Here is a 16,388-nt window from a genome sequence, read left to right as displayed (position 1 = left end):
TATGCCCGCAATCGTCTGGCCCAGCAGCAAGGTCAAGGACGCGACCGCCAAGGATCCGTCCCTGCAGGCCAAGATCGGCCCGTTCCTGAACAAGCTCGCGGGCGACTCCACCAGCTCCGGGCTGCATGTGGAGCCAATCCGGAATGCCCGGGACCGGCGCGTGCGCACCGCCCGGGTGACCGGCTTCTACCGGGCGGTGCTGTTCGAGCTGAATGCGGACGCCGAGCCCGTATACGTATTCCACGGCATCTGGCCGCACGACGACGCGATCAAGATCGCCGAGTCCGTCACCGTCCGCATCAACCCCGCCAATGGCACCACCGAGGTGACCCGGATTCAGGACGCCATCGCACAGGGCGCCGACGCCGTCGAGCAGGCCCGGCGGGAGGCCCAGGCCAAGCTGGATGCAGCTCAGCGTGAGGCGGCCGAGATCGCGCGTGAGGCCGCCCGCCTCCAGGCCGCCAACGCGCAGGCGCGTCAGGACGCCGCTTCCGCCGCGACGTCGGGATCGCCAGTGCAGCCGACCGCGGGGGCGGTGCAGGGCGGTCCGGCAACGGGGGCCGGGGCCGCCACCGGAACGGGGGGCACCACTGCGCTCGCCCCGGATGCCACGCCGAAGCCCCTGCCGGACGCCGTCGTCGTCGCCAGCCGAGATGCCGCCCCCACCTGGCCGGACGGCCTCAGCATCGAGGTGCTGCGTGACGAGCTCGGCATCGACGTCACACTCGCCGCCGCGGCGCTGGCCGCCACCCGCGAATCCCAGCTGCTGGACCTGGCCACCACCGCGGAGGTGCCCTGGCAGGGGGAGGCGATGCTCGCCCTGGCCACGGGCTCCACAATCGAGGACGTCCGCGACGACTTCCAGTTGCGCCGCCCGGAGCAGGTGGCCGCCGGCTCCTCCGACTCGGAGCTCATTAAGGGACTGCGCACGCGCGCCGCCCGCTCCTCCTTCACCTGGATCGAGAACGATGAGGACCTGCGCCGCGCCATCGACGGCCTCACCTTCGCCCAGTGGCAGGTGTTCCTCCACCCCCAGCAGCGGGCGCTGGTGGACAGTCGCCCGAACGGACCGATGCGTATCTCCGGCGGTGCCGGGACGGGCAAGACCGTCGTCGCCGTGCACCGTACCGTCGAGCTGGCCAGGCGTGACGCCGCAGCCGGGCAGGAGCCGCGCATCCTGCTGACCACCTACACGCGCAACCTGGCCGACGACCTGCGCCGGCAGGTGGCGGAACTCGATCCGTCACTCAGCTTCACCGAACGGGTCGGGCAGCCCGGGCTGATGGTCAGCGGCCTGGACAAGGTGGCCCGGGCGATTCTTCAGCGTGCCGGGGACGCCATCGCCGACACCGCCGCGCAGGTGCTCGGCAGGCGGCGCACGAATGTGCTGACCGTGACCCGGAAGAACCTTTGGGACGACGCCCTGACCCTCACCGGTGATGATCTGCCGGAGGACCTGCGCTCCACGGACTTCCTGGAGTCGGAGTACGAGCTGGTGGTGCTGCCGCACCGCGTGACCACGCTCCAGCAGTACCTGCGCATCCGGCGGCCGGGCCGTGGTGTGGCGCTGGACCGGCGCAAGCGGGCGTCCGTGTGGAACGTGATCGAGAAGTACCGGGACCGCAGTGTCGAGCTCGGCGTCGCCTCCTTCGCAGAGATGCTGGCGCTGGCCGCCGCCTGGCTGGATGCGCGGGCGGCGCACGGGGTGCCGCGGCCGTACCGGCATGTGCTGGTGGACGAGGCGCAGGACCTCACGCCGGCGCACCTGCAACTGCTGCGCGCGCTGGTAGAGCCCGGGCCCGATGACCTGTTCCTGGCGGAAGACTCCCACCAGCGGATCTACGGTAAGAAGATCACGCTCAGTCATTACGGCATTCAGGTGCGGGGGCGTTCGCGGCGGCTGACGCGCAACTACCGCACCACCCGGCAGAACCTCGACCTGGCCTTCGAGATCCTGGAGCGCGGCACCTTCGAGGACCTGGAGGGGCAGGCCGAGCAGCACCACTACGTGTCTCCGCGCTCCGGTCCCGAGCCGCTGCTGCTGCACGCCAAGGACCACGCCGCCGAACTCGACGACGCCGCGGCGCTGCTGAACCTGTGGCTTGAGGAGGACCGTGCCGCGGGGGCGGGCGCTCCCGAGTCCATCGCCATCCTGGTGCGCGACCGCTACCAGCGGGACAACGTGGTCACCGGTCTGGCGCACCGGGGCGTGGAGGTGCGCCCGGTGGACCGGGAGGCGGTCGGCCGGGGCCGACCGGTGGTCATGACCATGCACCGCGCCAAGGGGCTGGAGTTCCGCAAGGTGCTGCTCTTCGACGTGTCCGTGGAGGCGATCCCCCGGTCCCTGCGGGAGCAGGAGTACTCCGAGGCCGACCACGACGACGCCCTGTTGCGCGAGCGCTCGCTGCTGTACGTGGCCGCCACGCGCGCCCGCGACCAACTGGCCATCTCCTGGTCCGGCCAGGCCAGCCCCCTGCTGGAAGGTGTGCACGGGGCGGCGTGAGCGAATCCTGGTTCCGGGTGGTTCGCGCCGCCAGCGGGAACCACCTGCTCGGCGCCGTGCACCGGGCGAGACCGTGGGCGTGAAGGTACACAACTCACACCCGCAAACGCGTGCGCCGCCGGCACGTTGGTGCCTACACTGGAGTCAATCGCCCCCAGCCAGGCCTATGACTCATCGCAGCCACGCCCAAATGGCTGGGGCCTTTTCTACTCTGGACGGAGCAGGTTCAATGTCGAAGACCTGGCTCAGCTTAGAAGACCAGGTGGCACGGCTTCGCCGCCGCGGCCTCATCGTTGATGACGACGACGCTTGCCGCAGGTTCTTATCGCAAGTCAGCTACTACCGCTTCTCCGGCTACTTTCGCTACTGGCAGAGGTCTCCCGATCGCGGCGATAACCGATTCATAGAAGGCGCCAGCTTCTCCACAATCCGCGAGGTCTACGAAACCGAGCAGACTATAGCCGCGCTCACCTTCGAGGCTCTGCAAAGACTTGAGATACTGCTACGAACAACATTCGCACATCACTACGCCCAGCACGCTTCACCAGAGGGCGCCCTGACTCATGGCAAGGGACTTACCCAGAACCCTAGGCCAAACGAGGAGCCGATCGAAGAGCACGTACTTCGCGATCTTGACCGAAGCAAAGAAGCCTACGTATCTCACTACCGCGACGAATCGAAGAAGGGCCCGCAAGGCGAGTACCTGGCGGACGCATACGACCACATGCCCGTGTGGGCAATATCCGAATCACTGTCATTCGGAACGCTCTCGCGGTGCATTCAGGCATGCAGCGGAACACCGATTATTGACAATATCGCTTATTCCCTAGGAGTTGCGCGAGCCCCACTCGCAAGCCAAGTACGCTCTCTAGTATACCTGCGCAACCGCATCGCGCACCACGCGCGCATCTGGAATCACTCAGTTCTTGACGCGCCACAGCTCCCCAAGAACATCAGGGGGAGGGCCAAGCGAAACTACGGGAACTTCGAGCCGCGCTCGATATTCACCATTCTCGTAATACTGGATAGACTTCTCACCGCATCCGGGATCTCCGCCACATGGCTGAGCGGAGACATCTGGCCCCACCTTGAAAACAACCCACTTACCGCCAGAGGGTTCCTGGCACCAAGCAAGTACGGGCAGATGGACTTGACTGTCACCTAGCACGCACTTTCAACATCCGAAACACCCCCAGTGCACCATGCCAAGACACTTCAGTCCTGGTGACAGGACGCCCTCCGGGCGTCACGGCCGCTTCATCCCTTGCGCGCGCGACGCAGAGCAGCCGTGTAGTCAGCGGCAGTATCCTCGTACAGGCCGAGGTCGACGGCCTCACGCGTCATGGCATCCAGAGTGCCGCTGCGTTCCTGAGCGGACTGCTGTTGGTACGCGACGATGTCTGCGAGCCGGACCCGGCGGTGCCTACCCGCCGCGGGACGCTCGTAAGGGATCCGGCCGGACTCCAGAAGCTTGACCAGGGTGGGGCGGCTGATACCGAGGAAATCCGCAGCCTCCTGGGTCGTCAGTACCTGATCCACCGGCGCCACCGTGATCGCCCTGCCCTGAGACATGGCGTGCACGACGTCCATAAGCACCCGATGTACCTCCGCCGGGAGACCTACGGTCTGGCCGTCCGGCCCGACGAGCGCAGCCGGTTCCGCAACCTGCCCCAGAAAGCGGGACAGATCCAGCATCGCCTCAAGGTCCTCGGGCGGCAGGGTCGTCTGCATCTGCGCAGCTGTGGCAGCCATGCGGCAATCGTAGCAGCAGTTCGAAAAAATCGAAATTACTAGGTCCTGTTGCGTGAGCGCTCGGGAGGCGGTGTGTGGCCGTTACGCCTGCCCGTTGGACCCCTGTCCCCCCGTTGGACCCCTGTCCCCCCGTTGGACCCCTGTCCCCCCGTTGGACCCCTGTCCCCCCGTTGGACCGCCGTAGCCACCGGTTACAGCGGTCCAAGCGCGCGCAAGCGGTCCAACCGCGCGTGAGCGGTCCAACCAAGGCGGCGCAAGACCGACCCACCCCCTTCAACCACCGACAACCAGGCCCCCAACACCGCGGGAACGGCCCTGGACGCCTGACTGCGCCCAACGATCCTCACCGAGCACACGGGCGAGCCCACCCGGAGGCACCCACACCGCCAGCGCCGCCCCACCAGCACAAACGGGCTCTTCCGGTTTGGGGGTGTGGTGATTGACGGTGCGGTCCTCCGCGGCGCCGCGGCCTACAGGTGCCGAGACTGCGGGGCCGCAGGGCACATTGGGTACGCCCCTTCGGCGCCTGCTACGCCGGTTAGACCTGCGCTGAAGGCTCCGCAGCCCTTCAATAAACGCCTAACCGGCGTACTACAGCACGATCCTGCGTAGTAGACGACTCCGCCCCCGGGCACCAACGACCGCCTCCCCGGCTTCACAGCCCGACCCGGTCGAGCTCCTCGCGGACGGTGGGGCGGCGCCGGTACTGCTCGCGCAGATCGGCGAGCCAAGCGCGGCAGCCCGCCACGCGGCTGCCCTCCGGAGCGGAGTCATAGGGCTGCGTCACCCCGCCGCCTGCCACGCCGTCGGCGGCCGCGGCCAGCGCCATCATGTGGGTGGCAAGCACCGCCGCCTCGCGGGCTGCCTTCCGCCCGACCGGAATGAGCGTCTCCTCGATGGCCTGGCGGTACAGGGCGACGGCGTCGTCCGGACGCGGCTGCGGGCTGACGTCGGCGAGCTGCCGCCAGGCGTAGCCGACGCCCCAGCGGTCGGCGGCGGCCCAGGCCCGCTCGACGTCACCCACATGCAGTGCCAGCTCGATCATCGGGTCGCCGCTGCGCCAGGACTGCTGCTCGGCCCAGGCCAGCGCCTCATCCCGCTCCGCATTCCCACGGCCCGTCCAGGCACCGACGGCGGTGAGGACGTCGAGCATCTCCGGGGTGGGCGCGCGACGGAACAGGGCACGGGCCATTTCCAGCGCATCGTCGTCGCGCCCGTCTTCGCGGTACAGCTCGGCCGCACGCAGCGGATCGATCCAGTAGCCGCCGCCCCGCCTGCGCCAGTAGTCCAGGTTGCTGGTGGACACACGCCCCTCGGCTACCGCCCGGTCCAGGTAGGCCATCGCCTCCCGACGACGATCCGCCGCAAGCAGCCGCTCAACGATCGCCCCGTACTGGACGTGCTCGCCCAGGCTCAGCAGCTGGACGGCGCGGTCGACGTCGCCGTCGTGATCGGCAAGCTCCAGCAGCATCTGCTTCAGCTCGAAGTCCGGGTCTTTCCCCTCGGCGTCGGCGGCCGCCTCCGCCTTGGCCGCCGCACGCCGGTAGACGTTCAGGCCCTTATTCCCCAGTGCCGGCAGGAACTCCGCCAGGGTGACCGAGGGCCAACCGGGCGAGTCCAGGCGGAACTTCGCCAGCCAGCGCCCGAGCTTGCCCGGCTCGGGCGGGCTTGCGCAGCAGGCGCGGGCGTAGAGCCTCACAGCGCGCTGGCAGACATCACCGACCACGCCACTGGAGTCGTCAATATTCCTCTCCATCTGCTTGCGCAGGCGGGTGGTGATGTGGAGCAGTGCGGGCGCCGCTGCCTTAGCGCCGTCGGCAGTATCTAGCAGGGGCTCTAGCTCGTTCAGGACGTCGCCCACGTCCTTGCCGTAGTCCATGGCGTCCCGGTAGCCGAGGAAGCGGCGCACTCCGGTGACAGACTTAGCCTGCGCCATCAGGTCCGCGGCAACCGCCTCCACGTCCCCGCCGACCAGGGACGCCGTCGTGCTCAGCGAGCGGAACACCTCCGCATTGGAGTCGGCGAGATTCAGGATCAACTCGCGCAGCTGGTCCGCATCCAGGCCATTCAGATAGGCCTCGACGGCGGTGGCCGCCTCGTCCTCAGGGGCTGGTTCCTCCGCCCCCACGGGCTCGGCCTGCACCAGGGCACCGGAACGCTCGGCCGCCTGCAGCACGGCCAGGCCGACGGCCACCAGGTGCTTACAGAAGGCGCCCGAGGCGTGGTGCGGGCAGTTGCAATCGCCCGCGACCCCGCCATCCTCATCCTGCTGCCAGGTCAACCGAACCGAATAGGGGAAGGTGCCGGAAACCGTGGCGGTAGCCTCGCCGTCAGCGATTCGAAGTTCGCCGACCGCGTCCACCAGACCCTGGCCGCGCCCGTAGACGGCCCCGTCAGCGGCCGTGGCCAGGGCCGCCTCAGTAAGCGAGCCGAGTGATTCGATGCGCATACGCCTATCGTGCCAAAGACCGGTCAAGGTGCAACCGGGACTGCACCAGAGGTCGCCCAGCGAACCCAAATCTGTCCATCCGTGACCACTTTGGTCCAAGGTGAGCTCAGAAGCCGATCGGGAACGTCGAGCTTTCCCCATTCTGGCGCCACTTGCTCATCTAGCAACGCGTGGGCCGTCACTCAAAGTGGTCACCGATGGACATTGAACTCTTCTCATCGGGTTCAGGATGTGGACGCCGGCATCGGAATCAAGACACCCGTCAAGGGCACAAGCGTCGACACCACCGCCGCCCTGGTCATCCTCAACCTGAACAACAGCCTCCCCTACTGAGAAAGGCTCACCGACATCCGCGAGTGCGCCGATTGTCCAATAAGCGAGTGCGTCGCCAGCGGGGTACGGTCCTCAGCAGCCTGCGCCTGCAGCCGCGGACACGCGATTGCGGCAGCATTGCCGAACGGGGAGACCCCTGTCGTTGAAGACCGGCGGCAGCGTCTCTCAAACCGATGGAGGCGCTCTCGTTCACGCAGTCCCACGATCACCGGGGTTCCATCCCGGGAAGGCACATAAGGCGACCTCGCTCACAAGTACTGCCCTGCGCCCGGCTGCGGCTCGAGGGCGCCGCCGAGGTCGCGGAAGCACCGGCATCGCGTCCATGCCTCGCGGTCGCCGATCACGTATATTCCCCTAAGGCTCCGACCTGCACGCAACCTATCCGAACCCGGCTCCCGAAACCGCATGATTCCGCGGTTTCACTGAAACAGCCTTGGCGGCAGAACACCTCCAGTGTGCAACGAGGGCCTCGTTGCACACTGGAGCGTCAACACCAAACCCCGCCCCGGCCACCACTTCCGCGTGATTTCAACGAAAAGACACGATCGGCCGACTTTGTCCTGACAGCTCCAGTGTGCAACCCGCACCGGCTCCACCCGGAGCTGGCCCCGCCCGGAACCTGCGCGGCCTGCACCGGCTCCACCCGGGGCCGCCCCAGCCTGGAACCGGCTCCACTCGGGGCCCGTCCCGCTCTCCCCGCATCTCCGCCAAGCCAGTCTCACCCCGCCCGACCACCCGGCTGACGGTTCCCGTCGTACCCCTGCGGCACACTTGCCCCATGACCACCCAGCCGCACTCGCCCGCGCGCAACCTCACCGACCTGCTCGAAAGCATCGGCGCGCGCGACAGCCGGCTGATTCACCTACAGCGCACCCCGGCCCGCCCCGGTCGCCACGGCGAGTGGCCCGCCTGGGCGGACCCCGACCTGATCGCCGCCTACACCCGCCTGGGCGTAGACCGCCCCTGGACGCATCAGGTTGCCGCCGCCGAGTCCGTCCACGCCGGCCGGCACACCGTGCTCGCCACCGGCACCGGCTCGGGCAAGTCTCTGGCCGCCTGGCTACCCGTCCTCTCGGAGGTCCTGGCCGCCCAACGCGCAGACACCGATGCCCGTATCTCCGCCTACGGGCGTCGTCCCACCGCCCTGTACCTGTCCCCGACCAAGGCACTGGCCGCCGACCAGGCTGCCGCCCTGGACCGCCTGATCACCGAGTTGGAGTCGGTTCAGCGCGAGGCGGGCGTCCCGGGCGGCTCACTGCGCACTGTGCACGCCGCCACCTGCGACGGCGACACGCCTCTGCCCGAGCGCGACTGGGCCCGCGCCCACGCCGACGTCATACTCACCAACCCCGACTTCCTGCACTTCTCGCTCCTGCCCGGCCACGAGCGCTGGAACCGCCTGCTGCGCTCGCTGCGCTACGTGGTGGTCGACGAGTGCCATGCCTACCGCGGCATTCTCGGCGCCCACGTGGCCCTGGTGCTGCGTAGGCTGCTGCGGCTGGTGCGCCGCCTGCGCCCGCACGGCCCCGAGCCCGTGGTGCTGTGCGCGTCGGCGACGGCGGCCGAGCCGGCACTCACGGCCGCCCGCCTGATCGGGGCGGAGCCCGAGGCCATCACCGCCATCGCCGACGACGCCGCCCCCACCGGCGAACACACCCTCGCCCTGTGGCAGCCGGCCCTGCTGGATCCCTGGGCGGCCTGGGAGAACTCGGTGGCGGCCCTGGCGCAGGCGAGTGACTTCCCCGCCGCCGATCCCTTCCTGAACCGCCCGGGCGGCGTAACCGCATCTTCGGTGGAAGGCGATCCCTCCTCGGCGCAGACGCCGACCAGCCAGGCAGGCCCGCCGCGCCCACCGGCGCCATCCCCCGCCTCCCGGCCCGCCGCGCCCGTCGGCCCGGACACGGACGATCCGACGGAGGATCCGGCGGCGCGGCGCAGCGCGGTGGTTGAGGCCGCCGAGCTGCTCGTGGACCTGCTCAGTGTGGGCGCGCGGGCGTTGGTGTTCGTGCGCTCGCGCCGCAGCGCCGAGATCGTGGCCGAACGGGCCCGGCACACGTTGGGCCTGTCCCAACCGGAGCTGGCGGACACGGTCGCCGCCTACCGGGGCGGCTACCTGCCCGAGGAGCGTCGCACCCTGGAGCAGGATCTGCGCCGCGGCCGCCTGCGGGCGCTGGCCACCACCAACGCCCTCGAGCTGGGCATCGACGTCACCGGCCTGGACGCCGTGATCATCGCCGGCTGGCCGGGCACCCGGGTGAGCCTGTGGCAGCAGGCGGGCCGGGCCGGGCGTGCGGGCGGCCGGGGCGTGGCGGTGCTGATCGCCTCCGACAACCCGTTGGACGCCTACCTGGTTCACCACCCGGACGACGTGTTCGCCGCCCCGGAGGCCACCGTATTCGACCCCGCCAACCCCTACGTGCTGGCCCCGCACCTGTGCGCGGCGGCCTCGGAGTCGCCCCTGCGGGAGGAGGACCTGCCCCTGTTCGGCCTGCCCGACGACTCCCTGCTGACGGAGTTGGCCGCCCGCGGGGCGCTGCGACGCCGCCCGACCGGCTGGTTCTGGAACACCAACCTGCCGGGCCGGGCGCAGGACCTGACCTCCCTGCGCGGCGACGGGCCGGCGGACGTGCCCGTGGTGGAGGAGTCGACCGGCGCCGTCGTCGGCACCGTGTCCGGGTCGTCCGCGGACTCCACCGTCCATCCTGGGGCGGTCTACATCCATCAGGGCCGCACCTACCTGGTGGAGGAGCTGACCGAGGAGGCGGCCGTCGTCAGCCGCAAGACGGCGGTCGGGTATCGCACGCGGGCGCGCGAGCAGAGTTCGGTGCGCATAGTCGCCGAGCGGGAGCGGCAGCAGTGGGCCGACGGCGTGGTGTGGGCCTTCGGCTCGGTGGAGGTCACCAGCCAGGTGGTCGGCTACAACAAGCTGGCGCTGCCGGGCATGGAGGTGGTCTCTCAGCATCCGCTGTCCATGCCCGAGCATGTGCTGCCGACGGCGTCGGTGTGGTGGACGGTGCCGGTGGAGCTCACCGCCCGCGCGGGGCTGGAGGCCGCGGAGTTGCCGGGCGCCCTGCATGCTGCGGAGCACGCCATGATCGGGATGCTGCCGCTGCTGGCCACCTGCGACCGTTGGGACATCGGCGGGCTGTCGACGGCGCTGCACCCGCAGACGCTGACGCCCACGGTGTTCGTGCACGACGCCCAGGCCGGTGGCGCCGGCTTCGCCGAGCGCGGCTTCAGGGCGGGGCGCGCCTGGCTGGAGGCGACGCTCGCAGTGGTTTCCGAGTGCTCGTGCACCGCCGGCTGCCCGAGCTGCGTGCAGTCACCGAAGTGCGGCAACAACAACGAGCCGCTGGACAAGGCGGGCGCGATCGCACTGCTGCAACTGCTGCTGGATGCGATCCCCGACGACGTCGCGGCCGCGTAATTCCGTCGGGGTTCGTTCACGCGGTGGCGGTCACGCCACCCCCGAGTTGTGTGCCCGCAAACGCCGCCGCCATGACGGCGGCGTAGAGCGCCGGTGACATTGGCCCGGCCGCCTCGAACGGCGTCCCGTGCCCGGTTCGGCGTCAGGTCGCTGAGCTCATGGAAGTGCCCGGCGGCGTCGGGAACCCTGCGCTCGACGCGGCGTCAGGCCATGGCCAGCAGCCAGGCGAGCCAGCCGCCCGCGGCCAGGTAGGGCCCGAAGGCGAGCGTGTCCTTGCGCCCGGCCCGGCGCGTGACCAGGAGTCCGATGGCCACGAGTCCGGCGAGTATGAAGCCCAGCAGCAGGCCGGCGACCACCCAATCCACCGCGATGTAGCCCAGCCACAGCCCCAGCAGGGCGCATAGTTTGACGTCCCCGAGTCCCATGCCGGAGGCGGGAATCAGCCACATCGCGAAGACGGCGGCCCCGGCACCCAGCGCACACAGCGTTGCCCGGCCCGCGGGCCACAGTGCCGCATGCACCGACTCCACCGTAACCAGGCGCACCAGGCTGCGCCCCGCGATGGCCACAACCAGCCAGAGGGCGGCGGTACCGAGCAGGCGATTGGGCAGCCGGTGGCAGACGGCGTCGACGCTGCCGGCCACACCCAGCAGGGCCACCACCGGAAGGGCGAGGGCTGTGTAGCCCACCGCCCCGTGGCCAAGTCCCCAAGCCAGGGTCACCGCGCACAGGATCGCCGCCAACACGCCCTGGGGACGGCGTTCCAGCAGACCCCGGGAGCGGACTCGCACAGCAGTCACATCCGTCATCCCACCCGCGCCGATGGGCTCGGCCTCCGCGCCGGCCGCTTGGGCGCTTCGCCCGTCGGCGCCCCCGGCTTCAGCGCGACCGTCCTCGCCGGCGGTTTCGTCGGCTCCGTTGCCGCCGGCACCGCCGGTGGCAGCGTCGCTCCGACCGGCGTCCTCTTCTGAGGCCTGTTCCAACCGGTCGACGTAGCCCCGAGCAAAGCCGGAGGCGGGCCAGACGGCCACTCCTACGGATGCGACGGCCATGAGACAGACCGCCACCACGGGCAACACGGCAGCTGCGTTCACCATCCCACCTTCTCATGTCACGACGCCCTGGCACGGCCCCGCGGCGCCCCAATCATCGGGGGCGCTCGCCCCAAAACCCGCCCGCGTCGGTAGCGGCACCCGCGGTATGCCACCACCGACGCGACGGTTTTGCGCCGCTCGGTGCCCGCTATGAGCCAGCCGGCACCGGTCGGCGGATCCTCCGGCACCGGGCGAACCCGGCCGGGTACCAACGAGGCGCGCCCAACCGTAAACCGGGCGAGGGTCGCCACCGTGACGCACCCGCCCGGCCGCCGGTCATAGCGGGTTGACCGGTCCGGCGCGGGCGGCGGCGTCGGCCCGGCGTGGAACTCCGAGAATCCGGGTGGGCACCCCGACCGCTACGGTGACGTCCTCGCCGTCGACGGTACAGGCGGCGAGTTCGGCTCCGTTGGCCCGGGCCACTCGCTGGGCTGTGGCGCAGGGGTCGGCCGGTGCGACCACGGAGGTCAGCGCCGTCGCCCCGGCGAGTGCGGCCAGGTCGGCGGCCGCCCGGGCCCGACCGCCGGCGGCCTGGGCCTGAATCAGCCCGGTGGCACCGAGCGCAAGGCACAGGGCGACGGCGATGATGCCGAGCACCATAACCGTGCCCGAGCCACGATCAGGCGCCCGCGCCAAGGCGTCGCCCGCCTGCTCGGGTCCGGCCACCGAGTGGCCCAGGCAGGACCGGCGGGAGCAGGCGCCGTTCATCTCCGAACCGCCCCCGCCGACGCCGGTAGACGGCGGCGGTGTCTCGGCCCGACTCATGGCGCACCCGCCTCGCCCCAGGTCGGCTCGGTGTAGGCGCAGGCCCGGGAGCGGGCCGTGAGGCCCAGGCCGCCCAGCGGTCCCGGAACCCGACGGCTCGCTGTCACGCAGGTAAGGTCGCCGGTCTCGACGCTCACCGTCACCGGTCCGCCCGCGCGCTGGGCGGCGCCGGCGACGTCGTTGGACCCGATGGCGGCCTGGCGTGCGGCAACCCGGGCGGCGTCGGTGACCCGCAGCTGGGTGACACCGGCGTTGACGGTGGCGAGCACCAGCAGCAGGACGAGCACAACGGCCGGCATAGTCACGGCGAGCTCTGCCGTCACCATGCCGCACTCGCCGCCACGGGGTCCGCGTCCACGACAGCCTCTCGGACCATGGCAGGAGTGACAGCCGGGGCGCCGACGGCAGGGTTCGCAGCCTCGTTCCGCCGGGCTTCCGCGGCCGACCGGCTCGGCCTGATCCCGTTCTGCGGCGTCGCGCGGGCGGTTCACGGGCGCGGCTCCCTCTGGGCGTTGCGGCGTCCACATGACCGCCTCAGCCCACCGACAGCGCGGACTCGATGATGCCCTGCAAGACGCCGGTCAGGCTCCCCGAGCGCATGATCGCCAACAACAAGCCGGCGAAGGCCGCCGCTGCCAGAGTACCGATCGCGTATTCGGCGGTCGCCATGCCCGCTTCGCCGTCCCGGTCGGCGGCGTCGGTATCGTGCAAGCCGGGCGGGGTGCCGTGGGCGAGGACCCACGCGTTGTGCAAGGTCAACAAGGTGTGCTTCATGATCTCCTCCTGGAGGGGTTAGGGCCGGCCGACGTTGGCCGCGCCCGCGGGCACCGTGCCCGCGTCACCAGCGTCAGGCACCCGCCTCGGCGGCGCATCTGGGCCTTTTGATCTCTGTGGATTAGGGGTGCACGAACCGCACCTGTGGACACTGGCGGCGTCGGCATGCACCTTTCCGGGCGCACTACATGCCGATCACGATTCTCAACATCGGGTTGATGAGCGATTGCGATTCCATGCTTCTGGGCAACGGCCGGTGCACAGGCCGGTACGGTGCTGATCGCCTGAGTTCCCCTCAGCTCCCATGAATCCCATCCACAGGAAGTCTCCATGTCGGCAGTGTCCGCCCACTCCCCTTCGGCCCGGTTCCCGCACGTCCTTCTTCGTGAACGTTGCCGAGCCGCATTCTTTGCTGCTATTGCCGCGTTGTTCCTAGCCGGCCCGACGCTAGTGGCCTGCGGCGTCTCCCCGGAATCCGAAGCGCAGCCGACACAGACCACCGCCGCCGCCCTGATTATCCCGGACCTGGTCGGGATGGATGGGAAGGAGGCTGCGGAAGCACTCGAACGGGCAGGATTCATCGAAAGGCCTACCTTCACCGACATCGACGGTGAGGAGACGGTCATCATCCCCGAGAACTGGTCGGTCAGGGAGCAGAACCCCGCCGCCGGGACAACGGCTACCGCCGACCAGGTAATCACCCTCACGGTGAACCACGACGCCGCCGATGCGGCCGCTTCTGCGTCAGCCTCCGCGGCAGCGGCGGCCGAGGCAGAAGCCTCCGCTTCCGCCGCGGCCTCGGCCTCCGCTGCTGCGGCCGAGAAGGCCGCCCAGGAAGAAGCAGCACGACAGGCCGAACAAGCCGCTGAAGAGGCTGCACAGGCCGAACAAGCCCCCGCGCCAGCGCCTCTGATGCCACAGCAGGACACGTCGGCGTACTACCAGAATTGCAGCGAGGCCAGGGCAGCGGGCGCCGCACCGATCTATGCCGGCGAACCCGGCTACCGCAGCGCACTTGATCGCGACAATGACGGAATCGCCTGCGAGTAACGCGGCACACGAAATCGAGTCGGCGTTTTGAAGCTCACCAGGACGCCATCATCAGCCCGGCAGGACATGCGATAGAGCCTTCTCCCGCCTCCCATGCGTCCAGATGGCCCTACCCGTGCCTCCCAGAGTCGGCATCCTCGAGTCCAGACTGGGCAAGACGCAGTAGCTGCGAACCTCCCATCTCGACACCGCGCACAGCCGAAAGGATCGTCATGCACGTCTCTGCTCACTCGCTCTCTCGCCGTGGTCTACTGCAGGGTATGCCCGTCGCCCTGACCGGCCTGGCGCTGGCGGCATGCGCCTCCGGCGAAGGCACCAACGCGTCGCCGGCGACGGTTTCCCCGACAGCCACAAACCCCGGCCCTACCACCGGCAGCCCACAACCCACCCAGGAGACCAACATGCCCGCAACACAACCCGCCTCGATCCGCATCACCTTCGGAGACGCCCTCGACGGCACCGTCATGGAGGCGACTCTCGACGACAACGCCGCCACCCGCTCCCTGCTCGCTCAGCTACCACTGGAGCTCAGCTTCTCCGACTACGGCGGCCAGGAACTGACCGCCTCCCTGCCGCAGGACCTGGACACCACGGGCATGAGCGCCGGCGCCCCGCAGCCGGGCGACATCGGCTGGTACGAACCCGGCAAGGTGCTCGTCCTGTACTACACGGCCGTCGGCTCCTGGCCGGGCCTGTACGTCATTGGACACACCGACTACGACGTCGTCCTCCTCGCCAGGCAGGCCGACCTGCCGGCGTCGATCACCCTGGCGCAGTGACGCGCCGGCCGAGCCGCCACTGACGCGTGTATGCGCCGAGGTGCGGGCAAGCCGCCGGGGATGGGCCGCCGATATCGGCCCGGTCGGGGCCGTGACGGCGCGATACTTGGGATCATGCTCCAGCCGTACTCCCCCTCCGCCGAACCACTCACCCGCATGGCGGACGGGACCGTCAAGCAGATCAGTCCCTTCACCGGCACCGAGGTGTGGACCGTACCCGGACGCGGCAACCGCCCCATCTCCCACCCCGCCGCCGAGGTCCACACGCTCACGCAGGCCGAGCGCACTCGCGCCTGCAAGTTCTGCCCGGCGCACTACACCGAGACTCCGCCGGAGAAGTCCCGCGTCGTGGCCACGCCCGACGGCGGCTTCGAGCGGATCGACGCCCTGCCCGCCGCCGAGCTGTTCGACACGGTCGCCGAGTTCCGCCGCATCCCGAACCTGTTCGAGATCCTGTCCTACGACTACTGGCACGCCAACCACGGCTATGAAGTGCCCGACGCCGCCCGGGAACGCATGGAGGCCTACCTGGCCGATCCGGCCGGCGCCGACCACGTGGCCCGGGTGGCCCGCGCCAAGCTGCGCGCCTCCGGCCAGAACCCCGACACCTGGGAGACCATGGACGCGGACGCTCGCCGACAGTACCTGGCGGCATTCTTCGCCGGCGGTCACGACGTGATCGTGGCGCGGCGGCACTACACCGACGACGCCGTCGACTCCTCCTCCCTGGCCGGCTCGGGCACCCTCACCCCGGCCGAGCACCGCGCCTACATCCGCCTGGCCGTGCAGGCCACGCACGACCTGTATCAGGCCAACCGCTGGGTTCGCTATGTGGCGGTGTTTCAGAACTGGCTGCGCCCGGCCGGCGCCTCCTTCGACCACCTGCACAAGCAGCTGGTGGGCATCGACGAGCGGGGCGTGTCCTCCGAATTGGAGTTGCAGCGGGTGCGCGCCAACCCGAACCTGTACAACGAGATGGGGGTGGACTACGCCGCCTACCGGGGCCTGCTGGTGGCGTCCAATGAACACGCGGTGGCCTTCGCCGGCTTCGGGCACCGCTACCCGACGCTGGAGGTGTATTCGACGTCGCCCACCTGCGAGCCGTGGCTAATGAGTCGGGATGAGGTGGATGCCGTCTCCGACCTGCTGCACGCACTGCATGCGGCTACGGGCGCGGACGTGCCCAGCAACGAGGAGTGGCACCACAAGCCGATCGACGTCGACCAGCCGATGCCCTGGCACATCACCCTGAAGTGGCGGGTGTCCACCTTGGCGGGCTTCGAGGGCGGCACCAAGGTGTACCTCAACACGATCGACCCGTGGACGCTGCGCGACCGCGTGGTGTCCCGCCTGGAGGACCTGCGGGCCGACCGCCTGATCGCCCCGATGGCGGTGGGCGAGGAGTGCCCGACGACGCCGAACCGACTGCTGTACAACCCGGTGCTGACGCGTTGAGGCCCAG

At 69.8% G+C, this 16,388-nt stretch carries 13 protein-coding genes; 7 read left to right on the top strand and 6 right to left on the bottom strand.

All coding sequences use genetic code 11. The annotated features are described in order from the left end of the window. The first annotated feature begins 1 nt into the window (after position 1). The gene (locus C3B71_RS01620) at positions 2 to 2,503 is read left to right on the top strand and encodes a UvrD-helicase domain-containing protein (RefSeq protein ID WP_108965675.1); all 2,502 of its coding nucleotides are present in this window, start codon (positions 2 to 4) and stop codon (positions 2,501 to 2,503) included. Positions 2,504 to 2,732: 229 nt separating this feature from the next. Then, the gene (locus C3B71_RS01615) at positions 2,733 to 3,668 is read left to right on the top strand and encodes an Abi family protein (RefSeq protein WP_108965673.1); all 936 of its coding nucleotides are present in this window, start codon (positions 2,733 to 2,735) and stop codon (positions 3,666 to 3,668) included. Positions 3,669 to 3,760: 92 nt separating this feature from the next. Here the strand turns inward: C3B71_RS01615 and C3B71_RS01610 are convergent, their stop codons facing one another. Beyond that, a complete protein-coding gene (locus tag C3B71_RS01610; RefSeq protein WP_108965671.1) occupies positions 3,761 to 4,255 on the bottom strand; it encodes a helix-turn-helix domain-containing protein in 495 nt (164 codons plus the stop codon). Between the two features lie 655 nt (positions 4,256 to 4,910). Further along, positions 4,911 to 6,704, bottom strand: a complete 1,794-nt coding sequence (locus tag C3B71_RS01605; RefSeq protein WP_108965668.1) for an SWIM zinc finger family protein — start codon at positions 6,702 to 6,704, stop codon at positions 4,911 to 4,913. Between the two features lie 204 nt (positions 6,705 to 6,908). Between C3B71_RS01605 and C3B71_RS16660 the strand changes: the two genes are divergently transcribed. Then, a complete protein-coding gene (locus C3B71_RS16660; protein WP_258522159.1) occupies positions 6,909 to 7,037 on the top strand; it encodes a hypothetical protein in 129 nt (42 codons plus the stop codon). Between the two features lie 778 nt (positions 7,038 to 7,815). Continuing rightward, complete coding sequence (locus tag C3B71_RS01600) at positions 7,816 to 10,464, top strand: DEAD/DEAH box helicase (protein ID WP_108965666.1); 2,649 nt, start codon at positions 7,816 to 7,818, stop codon at positions 10,462 to 10,464. Between the two features lie 203 nt (positions 10,465 to 10,667). Here the strand turns inward: C3B71_RS01600 and C3B71_RS01595 are convergent, their stop codons facing one another. The 4 genes from C3B71_RS01595 to C3B71_RS01580 all read right to left on the bottom strand — a co-directional run bounded on the left by C3B71_RS01595 (position 10,668) and on the right by C3B71_RS01580 (position 13,097). After that, entirely contained in the window at positions 10,668 to 11,561 is an 894-nt protein-coding gene (locus C3B71_RS01595) for a prepilin peptidase (protein ID WP_108965664.1), read from the bottom strand. A gap of 273 nt (positions 11,562 to 11,834) precedes the next feature. Further along, on the bottom strand, positions 11,835 to 12,323 hold the full coding sequence (locus C3B71_RS01590; RefSeq protein ID WP_325048216.1) for an Rv3654c family TadE-like protein: 489 nt from the start codon (positions 12,321 to 12,323) through the stop codon (positions 11,835 to 11,837). Continuing rightward, positions 12,320 to 12,649, bottom strand: a complete 330-nt coding sequence (locus C3B71_RS01585) for a TadE family type IV pilus minor pilin (RefSeq protein WP_108965660.1) — start codon at positions 12,647 to 12,649, stop codon at positions 12,320 to 12,322. The genes C3B71_RS01590 and C3B71_RS01585 overlap by 4 nt, the downstream gene beginning before the upstream one ends. 208 nt (positions 12,650 to 12,857) lie before the next feature. Beyond that, positions 12,858 to 13,097 (bottom strand): DUF4244 domain-containing protein, encoded by a 240-nt coding sequence (locus tag C3B71_RS01580; protein ID WP_108965658.1) that lies wholly within the window; start codon positions 13,095 to 13,097, stop codon positions 12,858 to 12,860. A 330-nt stretch (positions 13,098 to 13,427) separates the two neighbouring features. Between C3B71_RS01580 and C3B71_RS01575 the strand changes: the two genes are divergently transcribed. The 3 genes from C3B71_RS01575 (at position 13,428) to C3B71_RS01565 (ending at position 16,381) form a co-directional block, all read left to right on the top strand. Further along, positions 13,428 to 14,147: an excalibur calcium-binding domain-containing protein gene (locus tag C3B71_RS01575; protein WP_108965656.1), complete on the top strand. Its 720-nt coding sequence runs from the start codon at positions 13,428 to 13,430 to the stop codon at positions 14,145 to 14,147. A 212-nt stretch (positions 14,148 to 14,359) separates the two neighbouring features. After that, positions 14,360 to 14,926: a cyclophilin-like fold protein gene (locus C3B71_RS01570; protein WP_108965654.1), complete on the top strand. Its 567-nt coding sequence runs from the start codon at positions 14,360 to 14,362 to the stop codon at positions 14,924 to 14,926. Positions 14,927 to 15,040: 114 nt separating this feature from the next. Then, complete coding sequence (locus C3B71_RS01565) at positions 15,041 to 16,381, top strand: DUF4921 family protein (protein ID WP_073330382.1); 1,341 nt, start codon at positions 15,041 to 15,043, stop codon at positions 16,379 to 16,381. Positions 16,382 to 16,388: the final 7 nt, after the last annotated feature.

This window comes from Actinomyces sp. Z16, assembly GCF_003111765.1.
GTDB lineage: Bacteria > Actinomycetota > Actinomycetes > Actinomycetales > Actinomycetaceae > Actinomyces > Actinomyces glycerinitolerans.
Note: the sequence above shows the minus strand (reverse complement) of the source record. Positions and strands in the feature narration are given on the sequence as shown.

Bases quoted from the DNA above. Each gene is read 5' to 3' on its own strand.
- C3B71_RS01620 (WP_108965675.1), top strand. From the start codon at position 2: ATGCCCGCAATCGTCTGGCCCAGCAGCAAGGTCAAGGACGCGACCGCC.
- C3B71_RS01615 (WP_108965673.1), top strand. From the start codon at position 2,733: ATGTCGAAGACCTGGCTCAGCTTAGAAGACCAGGTGGCACGGCTTCGC.
- C3B71_RS01610 (WP_108965671.1), bottom strand. From the start codon at position 4,255: ATGGCTGCCACAGCTGCGCAGATGCAGACGACCCTGCCGCCCGAGGAC.
- C3B71_RS01605 (WP_108965668.1), bottom strand. From the start codon at position 6,704: ATGCGCATCGAATCACTCGGCTCGCTTACTGAGGCGGCCCTGGCCACG.
- C3B71_RS01600 (WP_108965666.1), top strand. From the start codon at position 7,816: ATGACCACCCAGCCGCACTCGCCCGCGCGCAACCTCACCGACCTGCTC.
- C3B71_RS01595 (WP_108965664.1), bottom strand. From the start codon at position 11,561: ATGGTGAACGCAGCTGCCGTGTTGCCCGTGGTGGCGGTCTGTCTCATG.
- C3B71_RS01590 (WP_325048216.1), bottom strand. From the start codon at position 12,323: ATGAGTCGGGCCGAGACACCGCCGCCGTCTACCGGCGTCGGCGGGGGC.
- C3B71_RS01585 (WP_108965660.1), bottom strand. From the start codon at position 12,649: ATGGTGACGGCAGAGCTCGCCGTGACTATGCCGGCCGTTGTGCTCGTC.
- C3B71_RS01580 (WP_108965658.1), bottom strand. From the start codon at position 13,097: ATGAAGCACACCTTGTTGACCTTGCACAACGCGTGGGTCCTCGCCCAC.
- C3B71_RS01575 (WP_108965656.1), top strand. From the start codon at position 13,428: ATGTCGGCAGTGTCCGCCCACTCCCCTTCGGCCCGGTTCCCGCACGTC.
- C3B71_RS01570 (WP_108965654.1), top strand. From the start codon at position 14,360: ATGCACGTCTCTGCTCACTCGCTCTCTCGCCGTGGTCTACTGCAGGGT.
- C3B71_RS01565 (WP_073330382.1), top strand. From the start codon at position 15,041: ATGCTCCAGCCGTACTCCCCCTCCGCCGAACCACTCACCCGCATGGCG.